Annotated in this window: 19 protein-coding genes; 10 read left to right on the top strand and 9 right to left on the bottom strand. The window is 61.2% G+C overall.

What is annotated here, in order from left to right:
• Positions 1 to 83: 83 nt before the first annotated feature.
• The gene (locus tag ACTD9P_RS08715) at positions 84 to 989 is read left to right on the top strand and encodes a DMT family transporter (RefSeq protein WP_438867389.1); all 906 of its coding nucleotides are present in this window, start codon (positions 84 to 86) and stop codon (positions 987 to 989) included.
• On the opposite strand, the gene ACTD9P_RS08710 is transcribed toward ACTD9P_RS08715, so the two are convergent.
• The 3 genes from ACTD9P_RS08710 to fabF all read right to left on the bottom strand — a co-directional run bounded on the left by ACTD9P_RS08710 (position 967) and on the right by fabF (position 4899).
• Positions 967 to 2946 carry a peptidase U32 family protein gene (locus ACTD9P_RS08710; protein ID WP_438867388.1) on the bottom strand — a complete coding sequence of 660 codons (1980 nt, stop codon included), beginning with the start codon at positions 2944 to 2946 and terminating at the stop codon, positions 967 to 969. The genes ACTD9P_RS08715 and ACTD9P_RS08710 overlap by 23 nt on opposite strands.
• 238 nt (positions 2947 to 3184) lie before the next feature.
• On the bottom strand, positions 3185 to 3565 hold the full coding sequence (locus ACTD9P_RS08705; protein WP_014718423.1) for a RidA family protein: 381 nt from the start codon (positions 3563 to 3565) through the stop codon (positions 3185 to 3187).
• A 65-nt stretch (positions 3566 to 3630) separates the two neighbouring features.
• A complete protein-coding gene (gene fabF, locus ACTD9P_RS08700; protein ID WP_438867387.1) occupies positions 3631 to 4899 on the bottom strand; it encodes a beta-ketoacyl-ACP synthase II in 1269 nt (422 codons plus the stop codon).
• A gap of 106 nt (positions 4900 to 5005) precedes the next feature.
• On the opposite strand from fabF, the gene ACTD9P_RS08695 reads away from it, so the two are divergent.
• Positions 5006 to 5482, top strand: a complete 477-nt coding sequence (locus tag ACTD9P_RS08695; protein WP_438867386.1) for a winged helix-turn-helix transcriptional regulator — start codon at positions 5006 to 5008, stop codon at positions 5480 to 5482.
• Here ACTD9P_RS08695 and ACTD9P_RS08690 read toward each other — a convergent pair whose 3' ends face one another.
• Positions 5483 to 6805, bottom strand: coding sequence for an OprD family porin (locus tag ACTD9P_RS08690; protein ID WP_438867384.1), 1323 nt, complete (start codon positions 6803 to 6805; stop codon positions 5483 to 5485).
• A 465-nt stretch (positions 6806 to 7270) separates the two neighbouring features.
• Here ACTD9P_RS08690 and ACTD9P_RS08685 point away from each other — a divergent pair, with 465 nt between their 5' ends.
• Entirely contained in the window at positions 7271 to 7906 is a 636-nt protein-coding gene (locus ACTD9P_RS08685; RefSeq protein WP_438867383.1) for a hypothetical protein, read from the top strand.
• A gap of 58 nt (positions 7907 to 7964) precedes the next feature.
• On the opposite strand, the gene ACTD9P_RS08680 is transcribed toward ACTD9P_RS08685, so the two are convergent.
• Entirely contained in the window at positions 7965 to 8834 is an 870-nt protein-coding gene (locus ACTD9P_RS08680; RefSeq protein ID WP_017135623.1) for an isocitrate lyase/PEP mutase family protein, read from the bottom strand.
• A gap of 280 nt (positions 8835 to 9114) precedes the next feature.
• Between ACTD9P_RS08680 and ACTD9P_RS08675 the strand changes: the two genes are divergently transcribed.
• Positions 9115 to 10032, top strand: coding sequence for a cupin domain-containing protein (locus ACTD9P_RS08675; protein ID WP_438867382.1), 918 nt, complete (start codon positions 9115 to 9117; stop codon positions 10030 to 10032).
• A 624-nt stretch (positions 10033 to 10656) separates the two neighbouring features.
• Here ACTD9P_RS08675 and ACTD9P_RS08670 read toward each other — a convergent pair.
• From ACTD9P_RS08670 to ACTD9P_RS08655, 4 genes are all read right to left on the bottom strand, one after another.
• Positions 10657 to 11553, bottom strand: a complete 897-nt coding sequence (locus ACTD9P_RS08670; RefSeq protein ID WP_438867381.1) for a LysR family transcriptional regulator — start codon at positions 11551 to 11553, stop codon at positions 10657 to 10659.
• Between the two features lie 37 nt (positions 11554 to 11590).
• The gene (locus tag ACTD9P_RS08665; RefSeq protein WP_438867380.1) at positions 11591 to 14665 is read right to left on the bottom strand and encodes an efflux RND transporter permease subunit; all 3075 of its coding nucleotides are present in this window, start codon (positions 14663 to 14665) and stop codon (positions 11591 to 11593) included.
• A gap of 9 nt (positions 14666 to 14674) precedes the next feature.
• Complete coding sequence (locus ACTD9P_RS08660) at positions 14675 to 15787, bottom strand: efflux RND transporter periplasmic adaptor subunit (RefSeq protein WP_200432973.1); 1113 nt, start codon at positions 15785 to 15787, stop codon at positions 14675 to 14677.
• A 94-nt stretch (positions 15788 to 15881) separates the two neighbouring features.
• The gene (locus ACTD9P_RS08655) at positions 15882 to 17462 is read right to left on the bottom strand and encodes an efflux transporter outer membrane subunit (protein WP_438867379.1); all 1581 of its coding nucleotides are present in this window, start codon (positions 17460 to 17462) and stop codon (positions 15882 to 15884) included.
• A gap of 260 nt (positions 17463 to 17722) precedes the next feature.
• Between ACTD9P_RS08655 and ACTD9P_RS08650 the strand changes: the two genes are divergently transcribed.
• The 6 genes from ACTD9P_RS08650 (at position 17723) to ACTD9P_RS08625 (ending at position 24382) form a co-directional block, all read left to right on the top strand.
• Positions 17723 to 18694, top strand: a complete 972-nt coding sequence (locus tag ACTD9P_RS08650; RefSeq protein ID WP_438867377.1) for an ABC transporter substrate-binding protein — start codon at positions 17723 to 17725, stop codon at positions 18692 to 18694.
• Complete coding sequence (locus tag ACTD9P_RS08645; RefSeq protein ID WP_438867376.1) at positions 18691 to 19998, top strand: LLM class flavin-dependent oxidoreductase; 1308 nt, start codon at positions 18691 to 18693, stop codon at positions 19996 to 19998. The genes ACTD9P_RS08650 and ACTD9P_RS08645 overlap by 4 nt, the downstream gene beginning before the upstream one ends.
• 118 nt (positions 19999 to 20116) lie before the next feature.
• Positions 20117 to 20515 carry a cytidine deaminase gene (locus tag ACTD9P_RS08640; RefSeq protein ID WP_236460642.1) on the top strand — a complete coding sequence of 133 codons (399 nt, stop codon included), beginning with the start codon at positions 20117 to 20119 and terminating at the stop codon, positions 20513 to 20515.
• Between the two features lie 54 nt (positions 20516 to 20569).
• A complete protein-coding gene (locus tag ACTD9P_RS08635; protein ID WP_017135630.1) occupies positions 20570 to 21835 on the top strand; it encodes a NupC/NupG family nucleoside CNT transporter in 1266 nt (421 codons plus the stop codon).
• 10 nt (positions 21836 to 21845) lie between these two features.
• Complete coding sequence (deoA, locus tag ACTD9P_RS08630; RefSeq protein ID WP_438867374.1) at positions 21846 to 23153, top strand: thymidine phosphorylase; 1308 nt, start codon at positions 21846 to 21848, stop codon at positions 23151 to 23153.
• Positions 23150 to 24382: a phosphopentomutase gene (locus ACTD9P_RS08625; RefSeq protein WP_438867373.1), complete on the top strand. Its 1233-nt coding sequence runs from the start codon at positions 23150 to 23152 to the stop codon at positions 24380 to 24382. The genes deoA and ACTD9P_RS08625 overlap by 4 nt, the downstream gene beginning before the upstream one ends.
• Positions 24383 to 24398: the final 16 nt, after the last annotated feature.

Raw genomic sequence — 24398 nt, 5'->3', positions numbered from 1 at the left:
ATAAAGGTGTTTGCCTTTTTTAGTCGCTGGAGCCGCCGACCAGCAGATTGCCATAATTGTGCCTCACTTGAGGAGCATTGATCGTGGACACATCTATCCGTCGCGGGTCGTGGGAAATGGTCGCCGCCATGCTGATTTCGGGCACTATCGGCTGGTTTGTGCTGGTGTCGGGCGTGTCGGTGATCGAAGTGGTGTTCTGGCGTTGCGTCATCGGCGCACTCGCCTTGTTGCTGGTCTGCGCACTGCTGGGTTATCTGCGACTGGAGTTGCTCACCTGGGCCAAGTTCGGCCTGGCGATGCTCAGCGGCGTGGCCATCGTCGGCAATTGGTTGCTGTTGTTCGAGTCCTATTCCCACGCGTCAATCGCCATCAGCACGGCGGTGTACAACGTGCAGCCGTTTATGTTGGTGATGTTGGCCGCAGTGTTTCTCGGTGAAAAAATCACCGTGCAGAAACTGGCGTGGTTGAGTGTGGCGTTCCTCGGCATGCTGGCGATTGTTACGGCCCATGGCGAGCAGCAAAGCGGTGGCGCCGGTTACCTGACAGGCATTGCACTGGCGCTGGGCGCGGCATTTTTGTATGCGGTTGCTGCACTGATCATCAAACGCCTGAAGGAAGTACCGCCGCATTTGATGGCGTTGATCCAGGTGACAACCGGCGCTCTGTTACTCGCGCCGCTGGTGCCCTGGAACAGCCTGCCGGTATCCACCAATGCGTGGGCTGCACTGGTGACGCTTGGCGTGGTGCACACCGGTTTGATGTACGTTTTGTTGTACGGCGCGATCCAGAAACTGCCCACCGCCATTACCGGGGCACTGTCGTTTATCTATCCGATTGCGGCGATTTTTGTCGACTGGATTGCCTTCGGCCATCGCCTGGGTTGGCTGCAGTGGCTGGGTGTGGCCGCAATCCTGCTGGGGGCCGCGGGGTTGCAGCGGGGCTGGTGGTGGCCCCGCGCCTCAAGGGCTAGTGCGTGCCCTGAAAGATGATGTTTTCCGGGTTGAAGTGCTCCACCTTACTGCCCGGCTGCGGCAGCCCAAGGATATGCCCCTTGATCTTGCCCACCACGTGCATCTCGCACGGCTTGCAGTCGAACTTGAGGGTCAGCACTTCGTCGCCGTGAATCAGCTGCATCGGCGCCACCTTGGTTTTCACGCCGGTCACGCCCTTGGCCTGTTTGGGGCACAGGTTGAACGAAAAACGCAGGCAGTGCTTGGTGATCATCACCGGCACTTCGCCGGTTTCTTCGTGGGCTTCGAAGGCGGCGTCGATCAGCTTGACGCCGTGACGGTGGTAGAAGTCGCGAGCCTTCTGGTTGTACACGTTGGCCAGGAACGACAAATGCGCTTCCGGGTACACCGGTGGCGGTGAGGTTTCGGCCTTGCGCCCGCCACGCGGGTGCAAGGCAACGCGTGCGGCGGTCAGCGCTTCGATCACTTCACGGCGCAACGCCTTGAGCTGCGAGTTGGGGATGAAGAACGCCTGCGGCGCATCCAGCTCGATGTGCGTGGCGTGGTATTCGGTGGTGCCGAGTTGGCCAAGCAGGTCGCGCAGGGTGTCGAGCGCCTGTTCCGGCTTGTTGGCCACGCCAAACGGGCCGGGCAGGGTGACGCTGGCGCTGATGCCTTCTTCGCTGGTGGCGGTGACTTCGAGCTGGTCTTCACGCAGGCGTGCCACCCAGGCCAGGCCGATGCGGCGTTCAGCGGAGGTTTTGAGCAGCGCTTGTTGCCAGTTATGGTCGAGGTTACGGTTCAGCGGATGGTTTGGCCGCAACTGGTGCAGGCCAGAAGGCATTTCATTCGGCTCGACGCGGTAGCGGTAGCGTTTCTCACCGTCTTCCTCAAACTCGCCCTTGGCTTCGGCGATGTTGGCGCGGAAACCCACGACCTCGCGCTTGACCAGCACATTGAGGCCATCGCCATTGGACAGCGGCTCATGGGTGACCACCTGCAAGTCGCGCTTGCCGGCTTTTTCCACCACACCCACCGGCAGGCCGGTAAAGGTAGGGGTATCGAAAGCGCCGATGTCGACCTTGCGGTCGGTGACAAAATAGTCGGTGCTGCCTCGGTGGAAGGTTTTTTCCGGGTCGGGCAGGAAGAAGTGCGCGGTACGGCCGCTGGAGGCACGGGCCAGGTCCGAGCGGTCTTCGAGCACGTCATCCAGGCGCTGGCGGTAATAGGCGGTGATGTTCTTCACATAGCCCATGTCCTTGTAGCGGCCTTCGATCTTGAACGAGCGCACACCGGCTTCGACCAGCGCGCGGATGTTGGCGCTCTGGTTGTTGTCTTTCATCGACAGCAGGTGCTTTTCAAAGGCTACGACGCGGCCCTGGTCATCTTTCAAGGTGTACGGCAGGCGGCAGGCCTGGGAGCAGTCGCCACGGTTGGCGCTGCGGCCATTCTGCGCGTGGGAGATATTGCACTGCCCGGAGAACGCCACACACAGCGCGCCGTGGATGAAGAACTCGACGGCGGCATCGGTCTCATCGGCGATTGCGCGGATTTCCTGCAGGTTCAGCTCACGGGCCAATACCAACTGCGAAAAACCGGCCTGGTCGAGAAACTTGGCGCGGGCCAGGGTGCGGATATCGGTCTGGGTGCTGGCGTGCAGCTCGATCGGCGGGATATCCAGTTCCATCACGCCCAGGTCTTGCACGATCAAGGCATCGACACCGGCGTCGTACAGCTGATGGATCAGCTTGCGCGCAGGTTCCAGCTCGTTGTCATGCAGGATGGTGTTGATGGTGGTGAATACGCGCGCGTGGTAACGGCGGGCGAATTCGACCAGTTGAGCGATATCGCTCACCTCGTTGCACGCATTATGGCGTGCGCCGAAGCTTGGGCCGCCGATGTAGATGGCGTCGGCGCCATGCAAGATAGCCTCGCGCGCGATGGCAACATCACGGGCCGGGCTGAGCAATTCCAGGTGGTGCTTGGGCAAGGACATAGTTTTTTTAGTCAGGCTTGTCACGGTTGAGGCGCGCATTGTAGCTGTGAAATGCCTGACCGGCATCTACCGCAGGGCTGCCTCGCTGAGGGAGAGGCTATTGAAGCCTCACCCGGCCCAACCTGTGGGAGCGGGCTTGCTCGCGAAAGCGGTGTATCAGCCGCCGTATGCATCAACTGACACGCCGCATTCGCGAGCAAGCCCACTCCCACATTGGATCTGTGCGGTGGCGCGGAACTCAGGCCTTGGCCGCCATCGCGGTGACTTCCACGCGCATGCCTTCTACCGCCAACGCAGCCACGCCAACGGCGGCGCGAACGGGCCAGGGCTTGGCGAAAAAGCGCTTGTAGACTTCGTTGAATGCTGCGCGATCAGCCATGTCGGTGAGGTAGATGGTCAGGTGCATCACCCGGTCCATGGAGCTGCCGGCTTTCTCCAGCGCGACCTTCAGCGCTTGCAGGGTGCATTCGCTTTGCAGGGTGATATCGCCCAGTTCCAGGCTGCCGTCGGCGTGAGTGGGGATTTGGGTGGAAACCAGGATGCCATTGAAACCGATGACGTCGCTGGAGATGGAGTCGGCATCCGGGTCGGGGGTGTAGGACAGGTCGTGGTTGGCCATGGGCGCCTCTTGTTGGCGGTTATAGAAAGGCGCCCATGGTCCCCGAAATCTACGGCAGGGGCAAACTACACCCAGCGCCGGAACAGCACGCTGGCATTCACGCCGCCAAAACCGAAGCCATTGGACAGCGCGTATTCAATCGGCATAGGCCGCGCCTCACCGCGCACCATGTCCAGGCCGTCCGCCAGCGCATCGGGGTTGTCGAGGTTAAGTGTCATCGGGGCAATCTGATCGCGCAGGGCGAGGACGGTGAAGATCGCTTCGATGCCGCCGGCGGCGCCCAACAGGTGGCCGGTGGCGGATTTGGTCGAGCTGATGGCCGGGTGGCCACTGGCGCCGAACACGGTCTTGATGGCCGCCAGTTCGCCTTTGTCACCCACGGGTGTCGACGTTGCATGGGCATTCAAGTACTGCACCTGTGAAGCCTCAATACCGGCCTGATGCAACGCCTGCGCCATCGCCCGGCGCGCACCATCGCCGTCTTCGGGGCCTGCGGTCATGTGATAGGCATCGGCACTGGTGCCATAACCGACCAGTTCGGCAATGGGTTGCGCGCCGCGTGCCAGGGCGTGTTCAAGCGCTTCGATCACCAGGATGCCGGCGCCTTCACCCATCACGAATCCATCACGTGCCTGGTCGAACGGCCGCGAAGCGCGCTCCGGCGTGGCATTGAAGTCGCTGGACAACGCGCGTGCCGCTGCAAAGCCGGCGAGGCTGACCCGATGAATCGCCGCTTCCGCGCCGCCGCACACCGCCACGTCGATTTCTCCGGCACGGATCATCCGCGCCGCATCGCCAATCGCCTGTACACCTGCCGCGCAGGCGGTCACCGGCGCGCCCAACGGGCCTTTCAAGCCATAGTTGATCGACACATGCCCGGCGGCCATGTTGCTCAGAAATGACGGAATGGTAAACGGCGACAACCGCCGTGGGCCTTTGCTGTCGGTGGTGCGCACCGCCTCGGCAATGGCCGGGAAGCCGCCGACGCCGGAGGCAATGATGGTGGCCGTGCGTTCCTGCTCTTCCGGCGTTTTTGGCGCCCAACCGGCTTGCTTCAAGGCTTCATCCGCCGCCGCGAGGGCGAACAGAATAAAGCGATCCATCTTGCGCTGTTCCTTGGCGGCCAACAGTCGATCAGGGTCAAACCCGGCTTCGGGGTCTTGCAGCACACTTTGCACCTGGCCACCGATGCTGATGGCCAGGTCGCCGATCAATTCTTCCGGCAGGCGCCGAATCCCCGATTGCCCGTTCAACAGGCGTTGCCAGGTGGATTCCACACTCGACCCCAGCGGCGTCAGCGCGCCCATGCCTGTCACGACGATACGTTTACTCATGATCAATCGACTCCTGTTGCTTGAGGGATACACAGCTGTGGACGTCACTATCAACATGAAAGTAACATGGCGCCACACAACTTTGCACCCGCACACAGGAACGTCCATGCAACGCAAATCCCTTATCAGCGACGAATGCCCCATCGCCCGCAGCCTTGAACGGGTAGGGGAGTGGTGGAGCATGTTGATCATGCGTGACGCGTTGCATGGCTTGCGGCGTTTTGATGAGTTCTCGCGCAGCCTGGGCATCGCGCCGAACATGCTGACACGCCGCCTCAATGGTTTGGTGGAGGCTGGCATGCTCGAGCGCCGCGCCTACAGCGAGCGCCCGCCACGTTATGAATACGTGCCGACGGCCAAGGGCGAGGACTTTCGCATGGTGCTGATGGCATTGGTGGCGTGGGGCAATCGGCATTACGCCGAAGATGGCCGCAGCGTGGAGGTCGTGGAGCGCGAGACCGGGCAGTTGCTGGAGCCGATGATGGCAACCGCTGAAGGTGCGGTGGTGGGATGGGATCGCTGCGTGGTGCAGGCCGGTCCAGCCGCCAGCGCAGGGATGCGCGAGCGGCTGAGCCCGGAGTGATTACAACAGGGTAAACGGATAGTCGACGATCACCCGCAGCTCATTCAACTTGCCATCGCGTTGGTCGGCGTTGGATGAAACCATGGCGTCACGCACACGAAACGACAGGTTTTTCGCCGGGCCGCTTTGCAGCACGTATTTGGCTTCCACATCGGTCTCGTGGTGGTCACCGTCGGCGCCATAGTCGCCGGCATAGGCACTGTTGGTGGGGGTGTGGGTGCCGTTGATGTCCGAGCCGTTGACGTAGCGGGTCATGAAGCTCAGGCCCGGTACGCCGTAGCTGGCCATGTTCAGGTCATAACGCACGCCCCACGACTGTTCGCCCGGGCCGTTGAAGTCGCCCCATTGGATCGAGTTGGCCAGGAACACCGAGTCGCCGCCTTCGCCCGCGCCATTGTCGCCGGTGCCGATATAGTCGAACGGCGTGTCGCCGTGGACTTTCTGGAACGACAGCGTCAGGGTATGCGCTGCCAGGAACGAGTAGGCCGCCGCCACCGAGTAGGTGGTGTTGTTGATGGCCCCGGCCTTGGCGCTGCCGGTGTCGAGGGTGCGGTACAGGTTGCCGTCCAGCGCCAGTGACTGGTCATGCCCCAGCGGGATCACGTAGTTGAGGTTGGTGTAGTACTGGCGCCAGATATCTTCCAACTCGCCCGCATACAGGGTTGCACTCAACGATGGCGTGAAGGTGTATTTGCCGCCGACAAAACTTGCGCTGTTGGCCGCCACATTGGCGTAGGTCGCGTAGATATCGTGGTCATGGTTGCTGGTCATGCCGCTGTTGGTGCTGGTGAAGTGCCCGGCTTCCAGGTCCAGGCCTGCGATTTCACTGCTGGTCAAGTCAAACCCGGTGGCGGTTTGCGGCAAAATGCGCGTGCCGCCGGTGGCGAACACCGGCGCGGTGGGCTGCATGTCGCCGAATTTCAGCTGGGTCTTTGAGACCTTGATCTTCACTGCAGCGCCCACGGAGCCATAGCCATTTTCCGGGTCGCCATTGCGGTTGGTCGGCAACTCACCGGTGCCGGCATCGGCGTGGGTGGCATCCAGTTTCATCGCGCCGTAGGCGTAGGCATCCACGCCAAAACCGATGGTGCCCTGGGTAAAGCCCGAGGCGTAGTTAAGCATCGCGCCTTGGGTCCAGTCGCGGTTGTCGGCTTTGCCACTTTGGCGGTCGCGGTCGAAGTAATAGTTGCGCAACAGCCCGGTAATGCTGCTGCCGTCGATAAAGCCTTTGGAATCGGCCTGGTCGCTGACCGACTCGGCGAGGGCCGCTTGGCTGATACTGGCGCACACCGCCAGCGTTAACAGGCTCCACTGTTTGATCATGTTATTACTTCCCCGGAATAATTAACGCGTGCACAGAAACACCGCATGCTTGAAGAACGCTTAAGGTTTTATGGCAGATGTTTACAGGTGAGCGCAGTACTGTTTTTATTCTGCTCGACATGGTTGTCGAAGCTGATTTTTATCATATTTTTCGCGGCCTGCAGCGGTACGGAGGATTAAACTCAATTAATTAAACTTCACCTCTTTTAATTTTCTACGGGTGTAGCGTTGGCAGGGTCTTAGCCGCTCTGCTTCGACAAAAACCTTTGGTTTGCCGCCGCAGGCTCTGCGGCGGATTTTTTAATCCTTATATATAAATGTTGATACTTGAAGCTCGCCATGAGTAATGGGGATATGACTGCGCGCGTCTAATTATTTGTTTGTAACAAGACTGTTGCACTTGCGGCGCAAAACCCATGCCCTATCATGGCGCACATCATCCGCTCTGAAAGGACCAGAGGCTTCATGAAAAAAGCATCATATATCCTGCTCGCCGGTGTTTTATTGGGGCTTGGCGCCTCAGCGCTGGCGGCCGAAGGTTTTATCGGCACCGGCATCAACACAGGCAACGGCTATGAGCCGGACGGCCGCGGCGGCCTTAAAGGCACCGGGGGAAACCTGGGCGGTGACTATGAGTTGCAAAAGGATGGCTCTCTCAGGGGCACCGGTAAAAATAACGGCAAAGGGTACATTCCCGCTGATGACGGTGGCCTCAAGGGCATCGGCTACAACAATGGCCGCGGGTTCAGCCCGGACGGATCGGGCGGGTACAAGGGCACAGGTTTTAACGCCGGTGAGGATTACCGGTCGGACGGCAAAGGCTATTTTCGTGGCGACGGTAAGGCCTCAGGCGCCAGTTGGCGCTCCGATGGTAACGGCGGGTATGAGGGCACCGGTGAGTACCGCAAGCGTGGGTACAAGTCCGATGGTCGTGGCGGCTATATTGGCACCGGCAAGAACGAGGGCAGGGGGCTTGAATCCGATGGTCGCGGTGGTTTTATCGGCACGGGCTTGAATGCGGGGGGCGGCTGGGAGCTGGATGGAGACGGCGGCTACAAAGGCACAGGCAATAATCGCGGGGAACGCTGGAGAATTGATTGAAGCAGCCCGCACCACGAGCATCCGGTGCTGATTGCAACAATCAGCACCGTCGCGGCAATTACTCTTTAACGTCCATAAACTCTTCAGCCCACGCCACATAGCTTTCCGGCAACGTGTAGGTGTGGGTCAGCTCCGTAGCGCTGAGGTTGGACGTGCTGCTGGTGAGCTTGCGCTGGGCGCGCAGGCTGTCGTAAGTGGCCTTGATCGACGCAAAGTAAGCGCCGTGGCCGGCCACCACAATGCGCACGCCCAGGGCCGCCAGGCGCTCGCTGTCATTGAGCTGCGGGTTGCCGTAGGTTACCAGCATCAACGGCACCGTCAGGTTGGCGGCGATCTGCTCAAGGTGGTCGAAGTCTTTGACGCCAACCATGCAGATGCCGTCCGCGCCGGCTTTCTCGTAGGCTTTGGTGCGTGCAATGACATCTTCAGTAGGCAGCACACCGGCGTTGGTGCGCGCGATGATCGACAGCTCAGGGTCGACTCGCGCTTCAAGCGCCGCCTTCACTTTGCCGATGCCTTCTTCGACGGAAATCAGGTCGGTGGACTTGCGCCCGAACTGCGCCGGCAACAGCGTGTCTTCAATGGTCAGCGCGGCCACACCGGCACGCTCAAGCTCTTCGACGGTGCGCATGACGTTCAAGGCGTTGCCGTAGCCGTGGTCGGCGTCGGCAATAAACGGCAGTTGGGCGACGCGGCCGATACGGGTGGCCTGTTCAACGAACTCACTCAGTGTGATCAACGCAAAATCGGGGGCTGCAAGTACCTGCAACGAGGCGACCGAACCACCGAGGATGCCGACTTCAAAACCCAGGTCGGCGGCGATGCGCGCGGACATGGGGTCGAAGACGGAGGCGGTTTCAACGCAGATTTGTTTTGCAAGCAGTTCACGGAAGTTGCGGCGCAACGCTGAGTGAGAAATCTTTGGCATGTTCTTTCCTGGCTTTGGTCATCGTCATGTGACGATCAATGTCTATTCGTGGTGGCGCCAAGATTACCACGCAGAGGAACCGGGGATTATGACGTTTGAGCATGAGATACACGCCGAACACATGGATCATCGGTTCACGCTCAGGCGCTGGACAGGCCGATTGCACCCTCATAGGGCAAAGCCGCCCCATCCTGCACAACTGCTGTGCCAGTCGAGGACTTAATCCCCGTGGAGGCAATGCCTATAGTCATTGCAAACAAGCCCAAGCCTGAGGTGAACCATGAACAGCGAATTCAAGCCCGACCTGACCGACGCCGAGTACTTCGAATACAGCAAGGCGGCCAACCCGATCAGCGCCAATCTGATTACGCGGATTCCATACCACAGCTTCCCGGCCTCGCTGTACGACAGCGGCGCCTCGCGGGTGGTCGCGCTTGACCTTAGCGACGCGCTGGGCTGTGAAGGCCCGGCGACCGCCCCGGGGTTGTGCGCCAACTTTATCCGCTTGAACGCCGGTGATGCCCTGGAGCTGCACCCCAATGCGACCTCCCAGGTGTTTTATGTCATCGCAGGCGAAGGCCGGGTGGTGCAGGGCGAACATGAGATCCAATGGTCCAGCGGTTGCTTTATCGCGCTGCCTGGCCTGCAGCCCGCGCGTTTCAGCGCTTCACAGGATGCACGCCTGTACTACGTGCATGATGAACCGCTGTTGCGCTACCTGGGCGTGACCCGCAGCACTGATCGCTTCGTGCCGACGTTGTATCCCGCCGCGCTGGCCAACCAGAAGCTGCGGGAAGCAGCGGATGACCCACGCGCCCAGGATCGCAGTCGCATCAGCATTTTGCTCGGCAACCGCAATTTTCCCCAGACGCGAACCGTCACGCATGTGCTCTGGGCCATGTACGGCATTCTGCCGGCGGGTTCGATTCAGAAGCCGCACCGGCACCAGTCGATTGCGCTGGACTTCATTATCGACTGCCCCAAGGGTTGCTATTCGCTGGTGGGCACGGAGCTGGACGCCGATGGTCAGATCCGTAATCCAGTGCGGGTGGACTGGTCGCCGGGGCTGGCGTTTGTAACACCGCCGGGTTATTGGCATGCGCATTTCAATGAATCGGACACCGAGGCATTTTTGATCCCGATTCAGGATGCCGGGTTGCAAACCTACCTGCGGGCGTTGGATATCCGCTTTAGTTGAGAGTACTCGGTCAAAATGTGGCAGACGGTTTGCCTGCGATGGCGGCTTGTTGGTGGTGTACATATCCGTTGTTTTTGTGATGGCTACTTGGGGTTCCGCCCTTACGGCGGGTCACTTTTGCAAGGACCGGAATGCCGGCCCAGTCAAAAGTAACCAAAAGGTCCTCGCCCCAACACTCGGTGCCTCGCTATGGCTCGGCATGCCCGCAATCCGCCAGTGATTTGGGGGGCCGCCGCGATGGGCCATCCTTGGCCCAGCGCGGCTAAACCGGCATCCCTGCCGGTTTACCCCCCAAATCACTGTCAGATTCCGGCCATCGTGTTTAACGGGGCGATTTCAGATCAAGATCAAAAGCGCAGATCAAAAGACCGCTGACTTCGTCATCGAAAAGGATGTAAGGGCCAGAGCAACAGCAACAGCAGAGCCATACTCGGTCAAAGGTGGGAGCTGGCTTGCCTGCGATAGCATCAACTCGGTGTACCTGACACACCGAGGTGCCTGCATCGCAGCGGTGCGACGATTCGACAAGCCAGCTCCCACATTTAGACCGAGTTGCATCAGCTAGACAGGCTTTTGCCTTGCACTTGATTGGCTCTTGCTTCAACCACTCCCCACAGAAACACCCTATTTCCAATACGGCGTTTCGCCCAACTGCTCGACGATAAAGTCGATAAAACACCGCACCTTGGACGACACGATTCGCTTGGGCGGGTAGACAAACCACACCGCAAACGCCTGTTCAGCCCCCAGGATGTGCCAGTGCGGCAACCAGACCTGTAGCTCGCCTGTCTCAATGCTTTTGCTCACCAGCCAATCAGGCAGCAACGCAAAGCCCAGACCTTGGCGTGCAGCCAGCAGCTGCGCGTCCAGGTCGTTGATACGGATACAGTCGCCATAGACCAGCGGCACCACTTCACTGCCGGCCTCGAAGGCAACATCATGCGTACCCAGGATGGCTGGCAGGCCGGCCAGGTCCGCCGGTGTCGCCGGGGCCGGGTGTTGCGCACAAAACCCCGGGCTGGCCACCAGCGAGTACTTTCCCGCGCAGATCTTGCGCGCCTTGAGCGTGGAGTCGGGCAGGGCGCCAATCCGAATGGCCAGGTCTACGCCTGAATGAATCAGATTGACCTGGGCGTTATCCAGCACCAATTCCAGCTTGATTTGCGGGTAGCGCGCCAGGAAGACGTTCAACACCGGCAGGATATGGTGCCGGGCAAACGCCGGCGGCAAATTGAGCTTGAGCACCCCACGCGGTTGCTGGTTGAGCGCCGAGGTCGCGGCCTTGGCTTGCGCCAGTTCGTCCAGCACCCGGCGGGCGTGCAGCAGGAACGTCTGGCCGCCTTCGGTCAGGTGCAGCGTGCGTGTCGAGCGATTGAACAGGGCGATGCCCAAGTCCTGCTCAAGATCCTTCACATAGCGCGAGACGGTAGAGGCCTTGATGCCCAGTCGCTCGGCCGCCCGGGAGAAATTATTGCCTTCGGCGGCCTCGACAAAGGCGGTGAGCGCAGCGAAATAATCCAAGTGCCGCCTCGGTGGTCAGCGTGGGTGAGCGCTCAGGTTACCGGCTGTGGTCAGGCACCGCCACGGGCACGGGTCCTGGTTGTTCGGCGTCCTTGTGATGCGTCTCGCCAATAAACATATACATCGCCGGCACCATAAACAGCGTCAGCAACGTGCCAATCGACAACCCACTGAAAATCACCAGGCCCATATCATGCCGCCCCGCAGCGCCGGCGCCGGAGGCCCACACCAGCGGCACCACGCCCAGCACCATGGCGGCGGTGGTCATCAGGATCGGCCGCAGCCGCACCGCCGCCGCTTCTTCAATTGCCTCACGCTTGCTGTGACCGGCACGCTGCAACTCGTTGGCAAACTGCACGATCAGGATGCCGTGCTTGGTGATCAACCCCAGCAACGTCACCAAACCGACCTGGGTGTACACGTTGATCGAGGCGTAGCCCATGGTGATAAACGCCAGTGCACCGAACAGCGCCGGGGGCACCGAGAACAGAATCACCACCGGGTCGCGAAAGCTCTCGAACTGGAACGCCAGGGCCAGATACACGATCAGGATCGAGAACAGCAGCAAGCCCACGAAGCCGCCAGACTCCTGGATAAACTGGCGCGACTCGCCGGAGAAGTCCGAGGTGTAGCCCGAAGACGCCACGTTGGTGAGGATGGTATTGAGTTTGGCCAGCAACTCGCCCTGGGCCACGCCACTGACGCCCGACAGCGTTGCCGAGTTGAGTTGCTGGAAGTGGTTGATCGATTCCGGCTGGGTCGAGGTCTCGATATGCGCCACGGTGCGCGCCTGGATCATGCTGCCCGAGGGCGTACGGATGTAGTAGTCGAGGATCTGATCGGGGTTGAGGCGATCGACCTGCAATACTTGGGGAATGACTTTGTATGAACGCCCGGCGGTGGAGAAGTAGTTCACGTAGTTGCCGCCCAGCGCTGCGGACAGCGCCGCGCCCACGTCCGCTTGGGTCATGCCCAGCGCGGCGATTTTTTCGCGGTCCACCACCAGCTTGGCTTGGGGTTTGTCGAGCTTCAAGTCCATGTCGGAGAACCAGAACAGCTGCTGTTTCTGTGCCTCGGCCATCACCGCCTGCGCCACTTCATTGAGGTTTTCCACCGAGTCGGTGGTGGTGATCACAAACTGCACCGGCAGCCCTTGAGCGCCCGGCAGCGAGGGCAGCGGGAAGGCTGCAATGGTGGCGCCCGGCACCTGGTTCCACTTCTGCTGCAAATCCAGAATCAGCTGGGCCTGAGAGCGTGTGCGGTCGTCCCAGGTTTTAAGCAGCACGCCGCCCAGGCCCTGGTTGAGCGCGGGCAGGCCGGTGAGCTGGAACATCTGCGCGTATTCCGGCTCTTTGTTGGCGATCTGGAAGGCCTGGTCGGCAATTCGCTCCATCTGCTGCGGCGAGGCAGTCGGCGGGCCCTTGATCTGCATGAACACCAGCCCTTGGTCTTCGGTGGGCGACAGCTCACTCTTGGCGGTCATGCCACTGGCGGCCACCAGCAAGAACAGCACAAAACCAAAGGTCACCAGCACCGGCCAGATATTCAGGCCGCCCGCCAGCACGCGGTGGTAACGCTTGCGCAACCAGTCAAAATATTCATCGAGCTTGCGCGCGAAACGACCTTCCTCCTGCCCGGACTTGAACAGCTTGGAGGTCATCATCGGTGACAGCGTCAACGCCACCACGGCCGACACGGTTACCGCACCCGCCAGCGAGAAACAGAACTCCTTGAACAATGCGCCCGTCAGCCCGCTGCGCAGGCCGATCGGCACATAGGCGGCAATCAGCACCACGGTCATCGCGATGATCGGCCCGCCCAGTTCCCGCGCCGCCACCAGCGCGGCCTCCAGCACACTTTTGCCTTCTTCCTTGATATGCCGATCGACGTTTTCCACCACGATAATCGCGTCGTCCACCACCAGGCCGATGGCCAATACCAATGCCAGCAAGGTCAGCAGGTTGATCGAATAGCCCAGCAGGTACATGACAAAGAAAGTGCCGACCAGCGACAACGGGATCGCCACCAACGGCACGATCACCGCGCGGAACGAACCGAGGAACAGGTAGATCACCACCGACACAATGATCATGGCCTCGACCAGGGTCTTCACCACCTCGTAAATCGAGGTGTTGATGAATGCGGTGGAGTCATACACGATTTCGCCGCGCACACCCGCCGGCAGTTGCGATTGCAGCTCGGGGAAGGCCTCGCGCACGCTGCTGGCGACGGTGAGAATATTCGCAGTGGGCGCCGCCTTGATGCCGATAAACACCGAGCGCTTGCCGGAAAACGCCACGCTGCTGTCATAGCTTTCGGCGCCGAGGGTGACGGTGGCCACATCCTCCAGGTACACCAGTGCATCGCCTTTTTGCTTGATCACCAGCCGCTTGAATTCATCGACCGTGTGCAAATCGGTGCCGGCGGTGAGGTCAACGGTCACGGTTTGCCCGCGCGTGGAGCCGACGGCTGACAGGTAGTTATTGTTGGCCAGCGCCGTCGACACGTCTTGCGCGGTGACGTTATGCGCCGCCAGTTTGTCCGGGTCCAGCCAGGCGCGCAGGGCGAATTGGCGCCCGCCGAGGATCTCGGCGGTTTGTACGCCCTGGATCGAATCCAGCTTGGGCTTGACCACTCGCACCAGGTAGTCAGTGATGTTATTGGTTGGCAGCGTGTCGCTGTAAAAACCCAGGTACATGGCGTCGGTGGTTTGCCCTACGGCGATGGTCAGCACCGGTTCCTGGGCTTGCGCCGGCAACTGGTTCTTGACCGAATTGACCTGGGTGTTGATCTCGGTCAGGGCTTTGCTGGCGTCGTAGTTCAGCCGCAGCGTGGCGGTGATGGTCGAGATGCCGGTGATGCTCGACGAGGCCAGGTAATCAATGCCTTGGGCCTGGGCAATCGCTGACTCCAGCGGCTGGGTAATAAAACCGGCGACGGTGGAGGCGTCGGCACCGTAGTAGGAGGTGGTGATGGTGACCACGGTATTTTCGGTGCGCGGCCATTGGTTCACCGGCAACTCAAAGATCGAGCGCAGCCCCAGGATCAAGATGAACAGCGAGACGACGATGGCCCACACCGGTCGCTGGATAAAGGTATCGGTAAGCTTCATGGGACACCTTTAATGTTCTTGGGGAGTCGGCGCCGGATCGTTCAGCGGCGCGGCGCTGTTATCGACCTTCACCGGCGAGCCGTTCTTGAGCTTCATCTGGCCGCTGGTGATCAACAGGTCGCCTTCTTTGACCCCGGACAGGATCGCGACCTGATCGCCACGGGTCGGCCCGGTCTTGATAAAGGTCTGTTGCGCGGTGAGCACCTCGTCACCCTTGTCGTTCTTGCTCGACGTGGCAATGAATACCGTGGTGCCATACGGGTTGTAGGTCACCGACGTTTGCGGCACGGTGAGGTAGCGTTGGGTGGCGCCCGAGCTGACCACGGCACGCGCAAACATGCCGGGCACCAGGTTTTGCTTGGGGTTCTCAACCGTTGCTTCGACGGTGACGTTGCGCGTGGTGGCGTCAAACTGGGTGTCGATGGTGCTGATGCGGCCCTTGAACGTCTGGTTGGACAGGCCGTCAGCCGTTACCGCGACGCCCTGGCCGATGGCGATGGCTTCCATCTGGGTTTGCGGCACGCTGAAGTCGATGTAGATGGGATCAAAGGTCTGCAACGTGGCGATCTTGTCGCCGGGGTTGAGGTATTGGCCGGGGTTGACGCTGGTGATGCCGATGCGCCCGGCAAACGGTGCGCGAATGGTCTTTTTCGCCACCAGCGCGCGCTGCTGTTCGGCGGCGGCCAGTTTGGCCTTCAAATCGGCGGTATCGGTGTCGACCTGGGCCTGGGAGATTGCGTTGACCGCCAGTTGCGCCTTGTCGCGCTTGAGCACGATGACGGCGAGGTCGGCTGTGGCCTCGAGCGAGTGCAGTTGCGCGATATCCGAGTCGGCATTCAACTGCACCAGCAGTGCCTGGGCTTCGACTTCCTGGCCAGGTTTGAACCCGATGGTGCGCACGATGCCGCCCACTTCCGTGGTCACATCCACGCCGCGCACTGCCTTCATCGAGCCCACCGCCGACACACTGGGTTGCCATTCGCTAAATGGCACCTGCATGGCCGTCACCACTGCTGCCGGCAAGGGCTGTTTGGACTGGGCGATCAGCGCCGAAATCTGCACGAACTTCACCCCGGCAATGATCGCGACAATCACCAGCACCACCACGATCATGATCAGCATCGGCCGCCACAGTCGCCGCTTGCGCGGGCCATTGGGGGCGGGTGGCGGGGCAGAGACAGGGGTGACTTCAGCCATGGGGTTTCTCGCTGTTGATTCAGTTGAGCCGCGCGGCATCGGCCGGCGCGGCTTTGCTCTTGGCCGGCATGATTTCCTGCCACGACGGCAGGCCGAAGCGATCCGGGCTGCCCTTGGTGTCCGGGTTTATATCCGTACGGTTCCACCAGCCGCCACCCAAGGCCTGGAACAGCGCCGTGGTGTCGCTGTAACGCGCGGCCTGGGCCTTGACGCGTGACAAAGCAGTGTTCTGATAGGTCTGCTGGGCCGTGAGCAGGTTGATGTAGGCCACCGCGCCAAGGCGAAATTGGGCCTGGACCAGATCCAGGTTGGCCTGCGCTGAGCGTTCGGCCACAACCTGCTGGTTGAGCGCATCGGCGTCGGCTTCCAGCGCCCGCAATGCGTTGGCCACGTCCTGGAAGGCGGTCACCACCGTGCCGCGATAACGCGCCGCCGACTCGTCGTAAGCGGCCACGGCTGCGCGCTTGCGGTGTTCGAGCGCGCCGGCGTCAAAGATCGGCTGGGTAATCGAGCCCGCCAGGCTCCACACGCCGGAGCCCGATGAAAACAGCTTGGTCCCGCTTGCCACCGTAGAGCCCAGCGAGCCGGTAATACTGAACTGTGGCAACTGATTGGCGACGGCCACACCGATATTGGCGCTGGCCTGATGCAGTTGAGCCTCGGCAGAACGCACATCCGGCCGCTGGCCGACGATGGCCGAGGGCAGACTCACCGGCAGTTCTTCGGGCAGCCGTAAAGACGCCAGGTTGAATCGCTCGCCCTGGTCCTGATTGGGGAAGCGCCCCAGGTAGGCCATCAACTGATTGCGTGTTTGCGCCAATTGCTTTTGCAACGGCGGCAAGGTCGCACGGGTTTGTGCCAGTGCCGTTTGCTGGGTGAGCACATCGGTATCGCTAATGGCGCCCAAACGCCGCTGCGCTTGCAGCAGATCCAGCTGGCCGCCTTGCAGGCGAATGATTTCCTCGGTAGATGCGATTTGATCACGCACAGACGCAAGGCTGATGGCGGTATTGACCACATTGGCGGTCAAGGTCAGGTAGGTCGCCTCCAGCTGGAAGCGCTGGTACTCGGCCTGCGCCGTGGTCGATTCGATTTGCCGGCGCGTACCGCCAAACACATCCGGGGCATAGGACACGCTCAGCGACGCAGAACTGACGGTGAGTATTGGCGATTCCGGCACCCCGGAGGTGACCCCCGAGACTTTCTCTCGCGCTTTCTGCACATTGCCGCTCACCGACGGGAACAACGACGCCTGGTCGGCGTAGACCAGCTCGTTTGCCTGGCGCAGGGCGGCTTGCGCGGCGCTCACATCCGGGTTGGCCTTCAAGGCTTCTTCGACCAGTGCGTTCAAGGCGGGCGAACGAAACAGCGTCCACCATTGGCCGGGGATATCCATGCCAGCGATCAGCCGCTGCGCGGCGCCACCGGTGGCGATGTCGGCCTGGGCGGTGGTGGTGAGTTTTTCTTTTGCATAGTCGGCGTTGGCAGCCACATCGGGGCGGGTGAAATCAGGCCCGACGGTGCAGCCGGCGAGGGCGATGCACACCAGGCTCAAGGGAACCAGAAGGAAGGACGCACGCTGCCGAGGCTGCTCTTTCATGTTGACTCTATTAATCAGTTGGCTAACTGTTTTTTTGTTGAGCAATGCGTGCAGGTGTATCTGGGGGATGCTGGACTCAAACCAGTGTAGGTGGTGCCGGGCGCTATGCAATGTCGGCCCCAGGGTTTCGGCGGCACCGATGGCTATAAAATGCATATTTCGCATTGTTATAGAATTAGGATATGCATTATCAGTATTTTACTCCGAGTGATCTGTCCCTCATCTTCTGCGTCCTTATAAACAGGCATTTGGAGAAAAACGTGCGTTACCTGACAAAACTGGCGGCCGGAATGACTGCCGCCATGCTCTGCCTGACTGCGCACGCGCAAACGCTGGTGGTAGGCGACCAAAGCTACAACGCCCAGGCCGTGATGGAGGCGGCGGGGGTGCTCAACGATCTACCCTATACGCTGGAATGGAAGCAATTCACCGCCGGTTCGCCCGTCGCCGAAGCGCTGAATGCCAACAGCCTGGACATCGGCCTGCTGGGGGATGCACCGGTGCTGTTCCTCGGCGCACTCGGCGCGCCGATCAAGGTGATTGGCATCAGCCGCCAGAACCTCGAAGGCGTGGCGATTCTGGTCAGCAAAGACTCCTCGATCCACAGCCTTGCCGACCTTGCCGGTAAGCGCGCGGCCGTCTGGAAAGGCTCCTGGAGCCAGCAACTGCTGCTGACGGCGCTGGATAAAGCCGGCGTGCCACGTGACTCGCTGGAGCTGCGCTACCTCAGCGCGCTGGATGCCTCCCATGCGTTGGAGGGCGGCTCAGTCGACGTCATTGCGACGTGGGAACCCTACGTTACCCAGCAGGAACGCCAAGGCGCGCGGGTGCTGGCCACGGCTGAGGGGTTGATTCCGGCGCAAAGCTTCATTGCCGCCAACGCCAAGGCCGTGGAGAGCAAACGCGCGCCCATCGGCGACTTTCTCCAGCGCCTGAAAAAAGCCCGTGACTGGACGCGACAAAGCCCCGCCAACGCCGATGCCTACGCAGATGCCTGGGCCAAACGTACCCGCGCCGATGCCGACATCGCCCGCGCCTGGTTTGCCCGCGCGCGTACGACGGTCGAGCCGGTCACGGCCCAGTCGCCGGTCGAAGCGCAAAAGACCGTGGACTTTTTTGCCAGCCAGGGCCTGGTCAAATCCTATTCGGCAGCCAGCCTGTTCGACGATTCATTCGCAGCCGCCTTGCAACCCGCCGTGGCCAAAACGCTTCAAGGAACACTGAACAAATGACTAAAAGACAGCTCAAACTCGGCGCCCTGACGATGGGCTGCGGTGGCCCCGGCCGCCACAACCTGTGGCTTGATCCCGAGTTACCGGCCGATGCCAGCGTCAACGTCGACTGGTACATCGACATTGCCCGCCTGGCCGAGGCCGCGTTGTTCGACTTGATGTTTATCGTCGACAGCCAGTTCATCACGCCCGGCTCGCCGTCCCATTACCTCAATCGCCTGGAACCGCTGACACTGCTATCGGCGCTGGCTGTCAGCACGCGGCATATCGGTTTGGTCGGCACGCTGACAACGTCATACAACTCGCCCTACAACGTGGCACGGCGGTTGGCCTCCCTGGATCTGATCAGCAAAGGCCGCGCCGGCTGGAACGTAGTCACCAGCGGCGATGCCGGCACCGCCGGCAATTACAGCCGCGACGAGCATTATGATTACGACACCCGCTACGGCCGCGCCGCCGAACACGTCCAAGTGGTGCAAGGCTTGTGGCATTCCTATGAAGACGACGCCTTCGTGCGCGACCGTGCGACAGGCCTATTCCTCGACCCGAGCAAACTGCACAGCCTGAACCACAAGGGCGAGCACTTTTGCGTGGTCGGCCCGCTGAATATCCAGCGCTCGCCCCAGGGCCAGCCAGTGATCTTCCAGGCCGGTGACTCAGAACAAGGCCGCGACCTGGGCGCCGCTACGGCGGATGTGATCTTCACCCACGCCGCCAGCATCGAACAGGGCCAGGCGTTCTACCGGGATATAAAGGGCAGGGCGCTGCAACACGGACGCGATCCGGAGCAATTGCTGGTGATGCCCGGCGCGGAAATCTATGTGGGCGACACTGACGAGCATGCGCGTGAAATCGAGCAGTACTACCATCAGGCCGACCATAGTTTTGAGCTGGCGTTGAAGGAGTTTGGGCGTAATTTTGGCTGGCATGATTTCAGCCAATACGACCTGGATGCGCCGTTTCCTCAGGAGAGCCTGGAAGCGGCGCGCAGCAGCTTTTTTACCAATGCCAAGCGCATTGCTGATCAGGCGCGGGAGAAGGGCTTTACCTTGCGTCAGGCGGTGGAATTTGGCCGGCAGTTGCGGCCGGGGGCGTTTGTAGGGACGGCGGATACTGTGGCGCGAAAGATGGCCGATTGGCTGGAGGCGCGGGCGGTGGATGGCTTCAATATTTATATTGGGCATCCGGGGCAGTTCAAGCGATTTACGCAAGAGGTCATACCGCTGTTGCAGGAGCGAGGTGTGTACCGCACGGCGTATGAAGGCACGACCTTGCGCGAGAGCCTGGGGTTGGCAGTTGCATAATCGTTCACGGGCAAAAAATAAAGATTGAGTATTCACATCAAATGTTATTTTAATAACACCCATAAGAGCGCCACGACCTCCCTGGACGTGTGCGCAATAAAATGGGATGACCCTGTGAATGACAATTGAACAGCGTTTGATGGAGCAGGCCAAGCGGGCGGCCGAGCGTACGTATTCGCCTTACTCGCGTTTTCCGGTCGGCGCGGCGTTGCTGACCGCCGACGGCGAGGTCGTACTGGGCTGCAACGTCGAGAACATCTCCTACGGGCTGACCAATTGTGCCGAACGCAGCGCTTTGTTCAGCGCCATCAGCCAGGGCCATGCGCCGGGCAGTTTCAGGGCCATCGCGGTTTACGCACCCAACGTTTCACTGATAAGCCCTTGCGGTGCCTGCCGCCAGGTGATGCTGGAGTTGATGGCCAAGGATGCAGTGGTGATTTGCCAGGGCAGTGACCCGGCCGCCACGCGTACCTGGACCCTGGCGCAATTGCTGCCGGGCGCCTTCGACGCTTTCTAATCCTGGGCAGGCCTGCTGGCCTGCGTCCGCTTGGTCCCTTGTTGAGACGCCTGCATGATCAGTCTTGTCGGAATAGCGACCCTTATTGTCATTGCCATTGCTTTATCCCACCAGCGACGCTCGATCAACTGGCGCACGGTTTCGGTCGCTTTTGTGATCCAGGTCCTGATCGGCGCGTTTGCGCTGTACGTGCCTTGGGGCCAAACGGTGCTCGCCGCGCTGTCGGGCGCGGTAGCCTCGCTGCAGCTGTATGCCAACAAAGGCATCGAGTTTCTGTTCGGCGGTTTGAGTTCGCCGCATATGTTTGAAGTGTTCGGCAATGGCGGGTTTGTATTCGCTATCCGGGTGTTGCCGATGATTGTGTTCTTCGGCAGCTTTATCTCGGTGCTGTATTACATCGGCGTGATGGGCTGGATTATCCGGCTGGTGGGCGGCGGCCTGCGCCTGTTGCTGGGCACCAGTCGCGTCGAGTCGATGGTGGTGACTTCGGCGATTTTCATTGGTCAGTCGGAGGTGCCGCTGGTGGTACGGCCGTTCATTGCCAAGCTGACGCGCTCTGAGTTGTTCGCGGTGATGGTCGGTGGTTTTGCTGCAGTGGCAGGTTCGGTGCTGCTCGGTTACGCCGGGCTTGGGGTGGAACTCAAATACCTGATCGCCGCGTGTTTCATGTCGGCGCCGGGGGCGTTGTTGATGGCCAAGCTCATGGAGCCGGAAACCGAAGCGGCGCGCACCGACGAGGTGATTGAAGAGCTGGGGCAGGCCGAGAATCGGCCGACCAATATCATCGACGCGGCGGCCGAGGGCGCGCAGGTCGGCTTGCGCCTGGCCTTGGCGGTGGGTGCGATGCTGCTTTCGTTTATCGCGTTGATCGCCTTGTTCAACGGGCTGCTGGGCTGGGCGGGCAACTGGTTTGGCTACCCGCAGCTGACCTTGCAACTGGTGCTTGGGCACGTGTTGGCGCCGATCGCGTTTCTGCTCGGGGTGCCGTGGCATGAGGCAGTGCTGGCCGGCGGTTTTATCGGTGAAAAACTGGTGCTCAACGAGTTCGTCGCCTATGCCGACCTGGCCAACTACCTGACCGCGGACAAAGCGGCCGCAGCCGGGGTGCCGCTGTTGTCGGCACACACCCAAGTGATCGTCACCTTCGCCCTGTGCGGCTTTGCCAACCTGTCCTCGATTGCGATTCAACTGGGCGGCCTCACGGGCATCGCCCCGCAACGGCGTCAAGAACTGGCGCGGCTGGGCCTGCGGGCCATGATCGGCGGCACGCTTTCGAACCTGATGAGCGCGGCGATTGTCGGCTTTTTCATTTCACTGTAAGGAGCACAGTATGTGGTTGCCACAAGAAGTGATTCGCCGTAAACGCGACGGGCATGCGCTGGCCGCGATAGATATTCAACGGTTTGTCGCCGGCATTGCCGACGGCAGCCTTAGCGATGGGCAAGTGGCGGCGTTCGCCATGGCGGTGTTCATCAAGGGCATGGACGTGAGCGAACGCATTGCCTTGACCAAGGCAATGCGCGACTCCGGCCAGATTCTGCAATGGGAGCTGCCGGGGCCGGTCGTCGACAAGCATTCCACCGGCGGTGTCGGCGACATGATCAGCCTGCTGCTGGCGCCCTTGCTGGCGGCCTGCGGCTGTTACGTGCCGATGATCTCCGGGCGCGGCCTGGGGCATACCGGCGGCACCCTGGACAAGCTCGAAAGCATTCCCGGCTACGACTGCCAACCCAGCACTGAACGCCTGCGGGCGATAGTGGCTGAAGTCGGCTGCGCGATCATCGGCCAGACCGCCAACCTCGCGCCGGCGGACAAGCGCTTGTACGTGATCCGCGACGTGACCGGCTCGGTGGAGTCGATTGACCTGATCACCGCGTCGATCCTCGGCAAAAAACTCGCCGCCGGCCTCGATGTACTGGTCATGGATGTGAAGACCGGCAACGGCGCCTTCATGGCCGAACCGCAACAGGCGCAAGCACTGGCCGCGAGTATCGTTGCGGTGGCCAACGGTGCCGGGGTCAATACTCGTGCCCTGATCACCGACATGGACCAGCCGCTGGCCCGCAGCGCCGGCAATGCCCTGGAGGTAGAGGAAGCGGTAGCCTTGCTCAAGGGCGAGGTGCGCAGTGAACGCCTGTGGGCGGTGACGTTGGCGCTGGCCACCCAGGCACTGACGATGGCCGGCCTGGCGAGGGACGAGGCTCAGGCCCGTGATCAATTGCATCAAGCCTGGCAGAGCGGGGCGGCCTTGCAGCGGTTTGAACAGATGGTCGTTGCGCTGGGCGGCCCGCAGGGTTTTACCGACACGCCCGATGAACATTTACCCAAGGCTGCCGTGTCGTTGCCGGTGTGGGCCGAGGAGGAGGGCTGTGTCACCCAGATCGACACCCGAGCGGTGGGGTTGGCGGTGGTGACATTGGGCGGTGGACGCAGCCATCCGGACGACGTGCTGGACCTGTCCGTGGGCTTCAGCGAGCTGGCCTTTGTAGGCGAACAGGTGAATGCAAAACGGCCTCTGGGTTGGGTGCATGCGCGCACCCAAGAGCAAGCCGGGCAGGGCGCATCCGCCTTGCGCGCAGCGTATCGGCTAGGCGCTGAACGCCCGACCGCGCGCGAATTGATCCAGGCAATCCTATGAGCAAGGCCATCGTATTAGTGCTGGATTCGTTGGGCATCGGTGCCAGCGCCGACGCCGCACTGTTTGGCGATACCGGCGCCGACACCTTGCGCCATATCGCCGAAGCCTGTGCCCGTGGTGAGGCCGATGGTTTATTGCGCCGGGGACCTTTGACCCTGCCAAACCTGGGCCGGCTGGGATTGGGCGCCGCAGCGGCTGCCAGTGGCAATGGACCGTTGCCAGGCAATTGGGGTGACACTGCACCGATTGGCGCCTACGGCCATGCGCGCGAGCAATCATCCGGCAAGGACACACCGTCCGGGCATTGGGAAATGATGGGCGTACCGGTGTTGTTTGACTGGGGCTATTTCGAGCAGCCGACCGAGTCCTTTCCACCGCAACTGCTCGCCGACCTGATTGAGCGGGCAGGGTTGCCGGGCATCCTGGGCAACTGCCACGCCTCGGGCACTACCGTGCTGGACGATTTAGGTGAATTGCACATCCGCAGCCAGCAGCCGATTTGCTACACCTCGGCCGACAGCGTGATGCAGATCGCCGCCCATGAAAGCCATTTCGGCCTTGAGGCGCTGTACCGAGTGTGTGAAATCGCCCGTACCTTGTGTGATGAATACACCGTCGGCAGGGTCATCGCCCGACCCTTCACCGGCGAACACGCAGGCCAGTTCCGCCGCACCGGCAATCGCCGCGACTACACCGTGCCGCCGCCGTCAGCGACACTGCTGGATCGCCTCTGCGACGCCGGCGGCACCGTGCATGCAGTGGGCAAGATCGGCGATATTTTCGCCCATCGAGGCATCAGCCGCTTGTATAAGGCCGATGGCAACGATGCGCTGTTCGATGCCACGCTCAAAGCCTACCGCGAAGCGCCAGATAACAGCCTGGTGTTTGCCAACTTTGTTGACTTCGACATGCTCTACGGGCACCGCCGAGACCTGGGCGGCTACGCTGCCGCGCTGGAAGCCTTCGACCGCAGGCTGCCGGAATTACTCGCATTGATGGACGCGCAAACGTTGCTGATCATCAGCGCCGACCACGGCTGCGACCCCTCGCGCCCGGGCAGCGACCATACCCGTGAGCATGTGCCCGTACTGGCTTATGGTGCAGGCGTGGCGGCGGGGTGGTTGGGCGAGCGAGCCAGCTTTGCCGATATCGGCCAGACGCTGGCGGTGCACTTGGGGTTGGAACCGTTGGCATGGGGCACGTCTTTTTTGCTGAGTGGGCCATGTTAAGGTGCTCATCACTTAT

It is taken from the genome of Pseudomonas onubensis, assembly GCF_965653655.1.
In the GTDB taxonomy this organism is placed as follows: Bacteria; Pseudomonadota; Gammaproteobacteria; order Pseudomonadales; family Pseudomonadaceae; genus Aquipseudomonas.
This window is presented reverse-complemented; position numbering and strand designations above follow the sequence as displayed.

Bases quoted from the DNA above. Each gene is read 5' to 3' on its own strand.
- ACTD9P_RS08675 (WP_438867382.1), top strand. From the start codon at position 9,115: ATGAACAGCGAATTCAAGCCCGACCTGACCGACGCCGAGTACTTCGAA.
- deoA (WP_438867374.1), top strand. From the start codon at position 21,846: ATGTGGTTGCCACAAGAAGTGATTCGCCGTAAACGCGACGGGCATGCG.
- ACTD9P_RS08690 (WP_438867384.1), bottom strand. From the start codon at position 6,805: ATGATCAAACAGTGGAGCCTGTTAACGCTGGCGGTGTGCGCCAGTATC.
- ACTD9P_RS08660 (WP_200432973.1), bottom strand. From the start codon at position 15,787: ATGCTGATCATGATCGTGGTGGTGCTGGTGATTGTCGCGATCATTGCC.
- ACTD9P_RS08625 (WP_438867373.1), top strand. From the start codon at position 23,150: ATGAGCAAGGCCATCGTATTAGTGCTGGATTCGTTGGGCATCGGTGCC.
- ACTD9P_RS08710 (WP_438867388.1), bottom strand. From the start codon at position 2,946: ATGTCCTTGCCCAAGCACCACCTGGAATTGCTCAGCCCGGCCCGTGAT.
- ACTD9P_RS08655 (WP_438867379.1), bottom strand. From the start codon at position 17,462: ATGAAAGAGCAGCCTCGGCAGCGTGCGTCCTTCCTTCTGGTTCCCTTG.
- ACTD9P_RS08640 (WP_236460642.1), top strand. From the start codon at position 20,117: ATGACAATTGAACAGCGTTTGATGGAGCAGGCCAAGCGGGCGGCCGAG.
- ACTD9P_RS08685 (WP_438867383.1), top strand. From the start codon at position 7,271: ATGAAAAAAGCATCATATATCCTGCTCGCCGGTGTTTTATTGGGGCTT.
- fabF (WP_438867387.1), bottom strand. From the start codon at position 4,899: ATGAGTAAACGTATCGTCGTGACAGGCATGGGCGCGCTGACGCCGCTG.
- ACTD9P_RS08665 (WP_438867380.1), bottom strand. From the start codon at position 14,665: ATGAAGCTTACCGATACCTTTATCCAGCGACCGGTGTGGGCCATCGTC.
- ACTD9P_RS08695 (WP_438867386.1), top strand. From the start codon at position 5,006: ATGCAACGCAAATCCCTTATCAGCGACGAATGCCCCATCGCCCGCAGC.
- ACTD9P_RS08645 (WP_438867376.1), top strand. From the start codon at position 18,691: ATGACTAAAAGACAGCTCAAACTCGGCGCCCTGACGATGGGCTGCGGT.
- ACTD9P_RS08635 (WP_017135630.1), top strand. From the start codon at position 20,570: ATGATCAGTCTTGTCGGAATAGCGACCCTTATTGTCATTGCCATTGCT.
- ACTD9P_RS08680 (WP_017135623.1), bottom strand. From the start codon at position 8,834: ATGCCAAAGATTTCTCACTCAGCGTTGCGCCGCAACTTCCGTGAACTG.
- ACTD9P_RS08705 (WP_014718423.1), bottom strand. From the start codon at position 3,565: ATGGCCAACCACGACCTGTCCTACACCCCCGACCCGGATGCCGACTCC.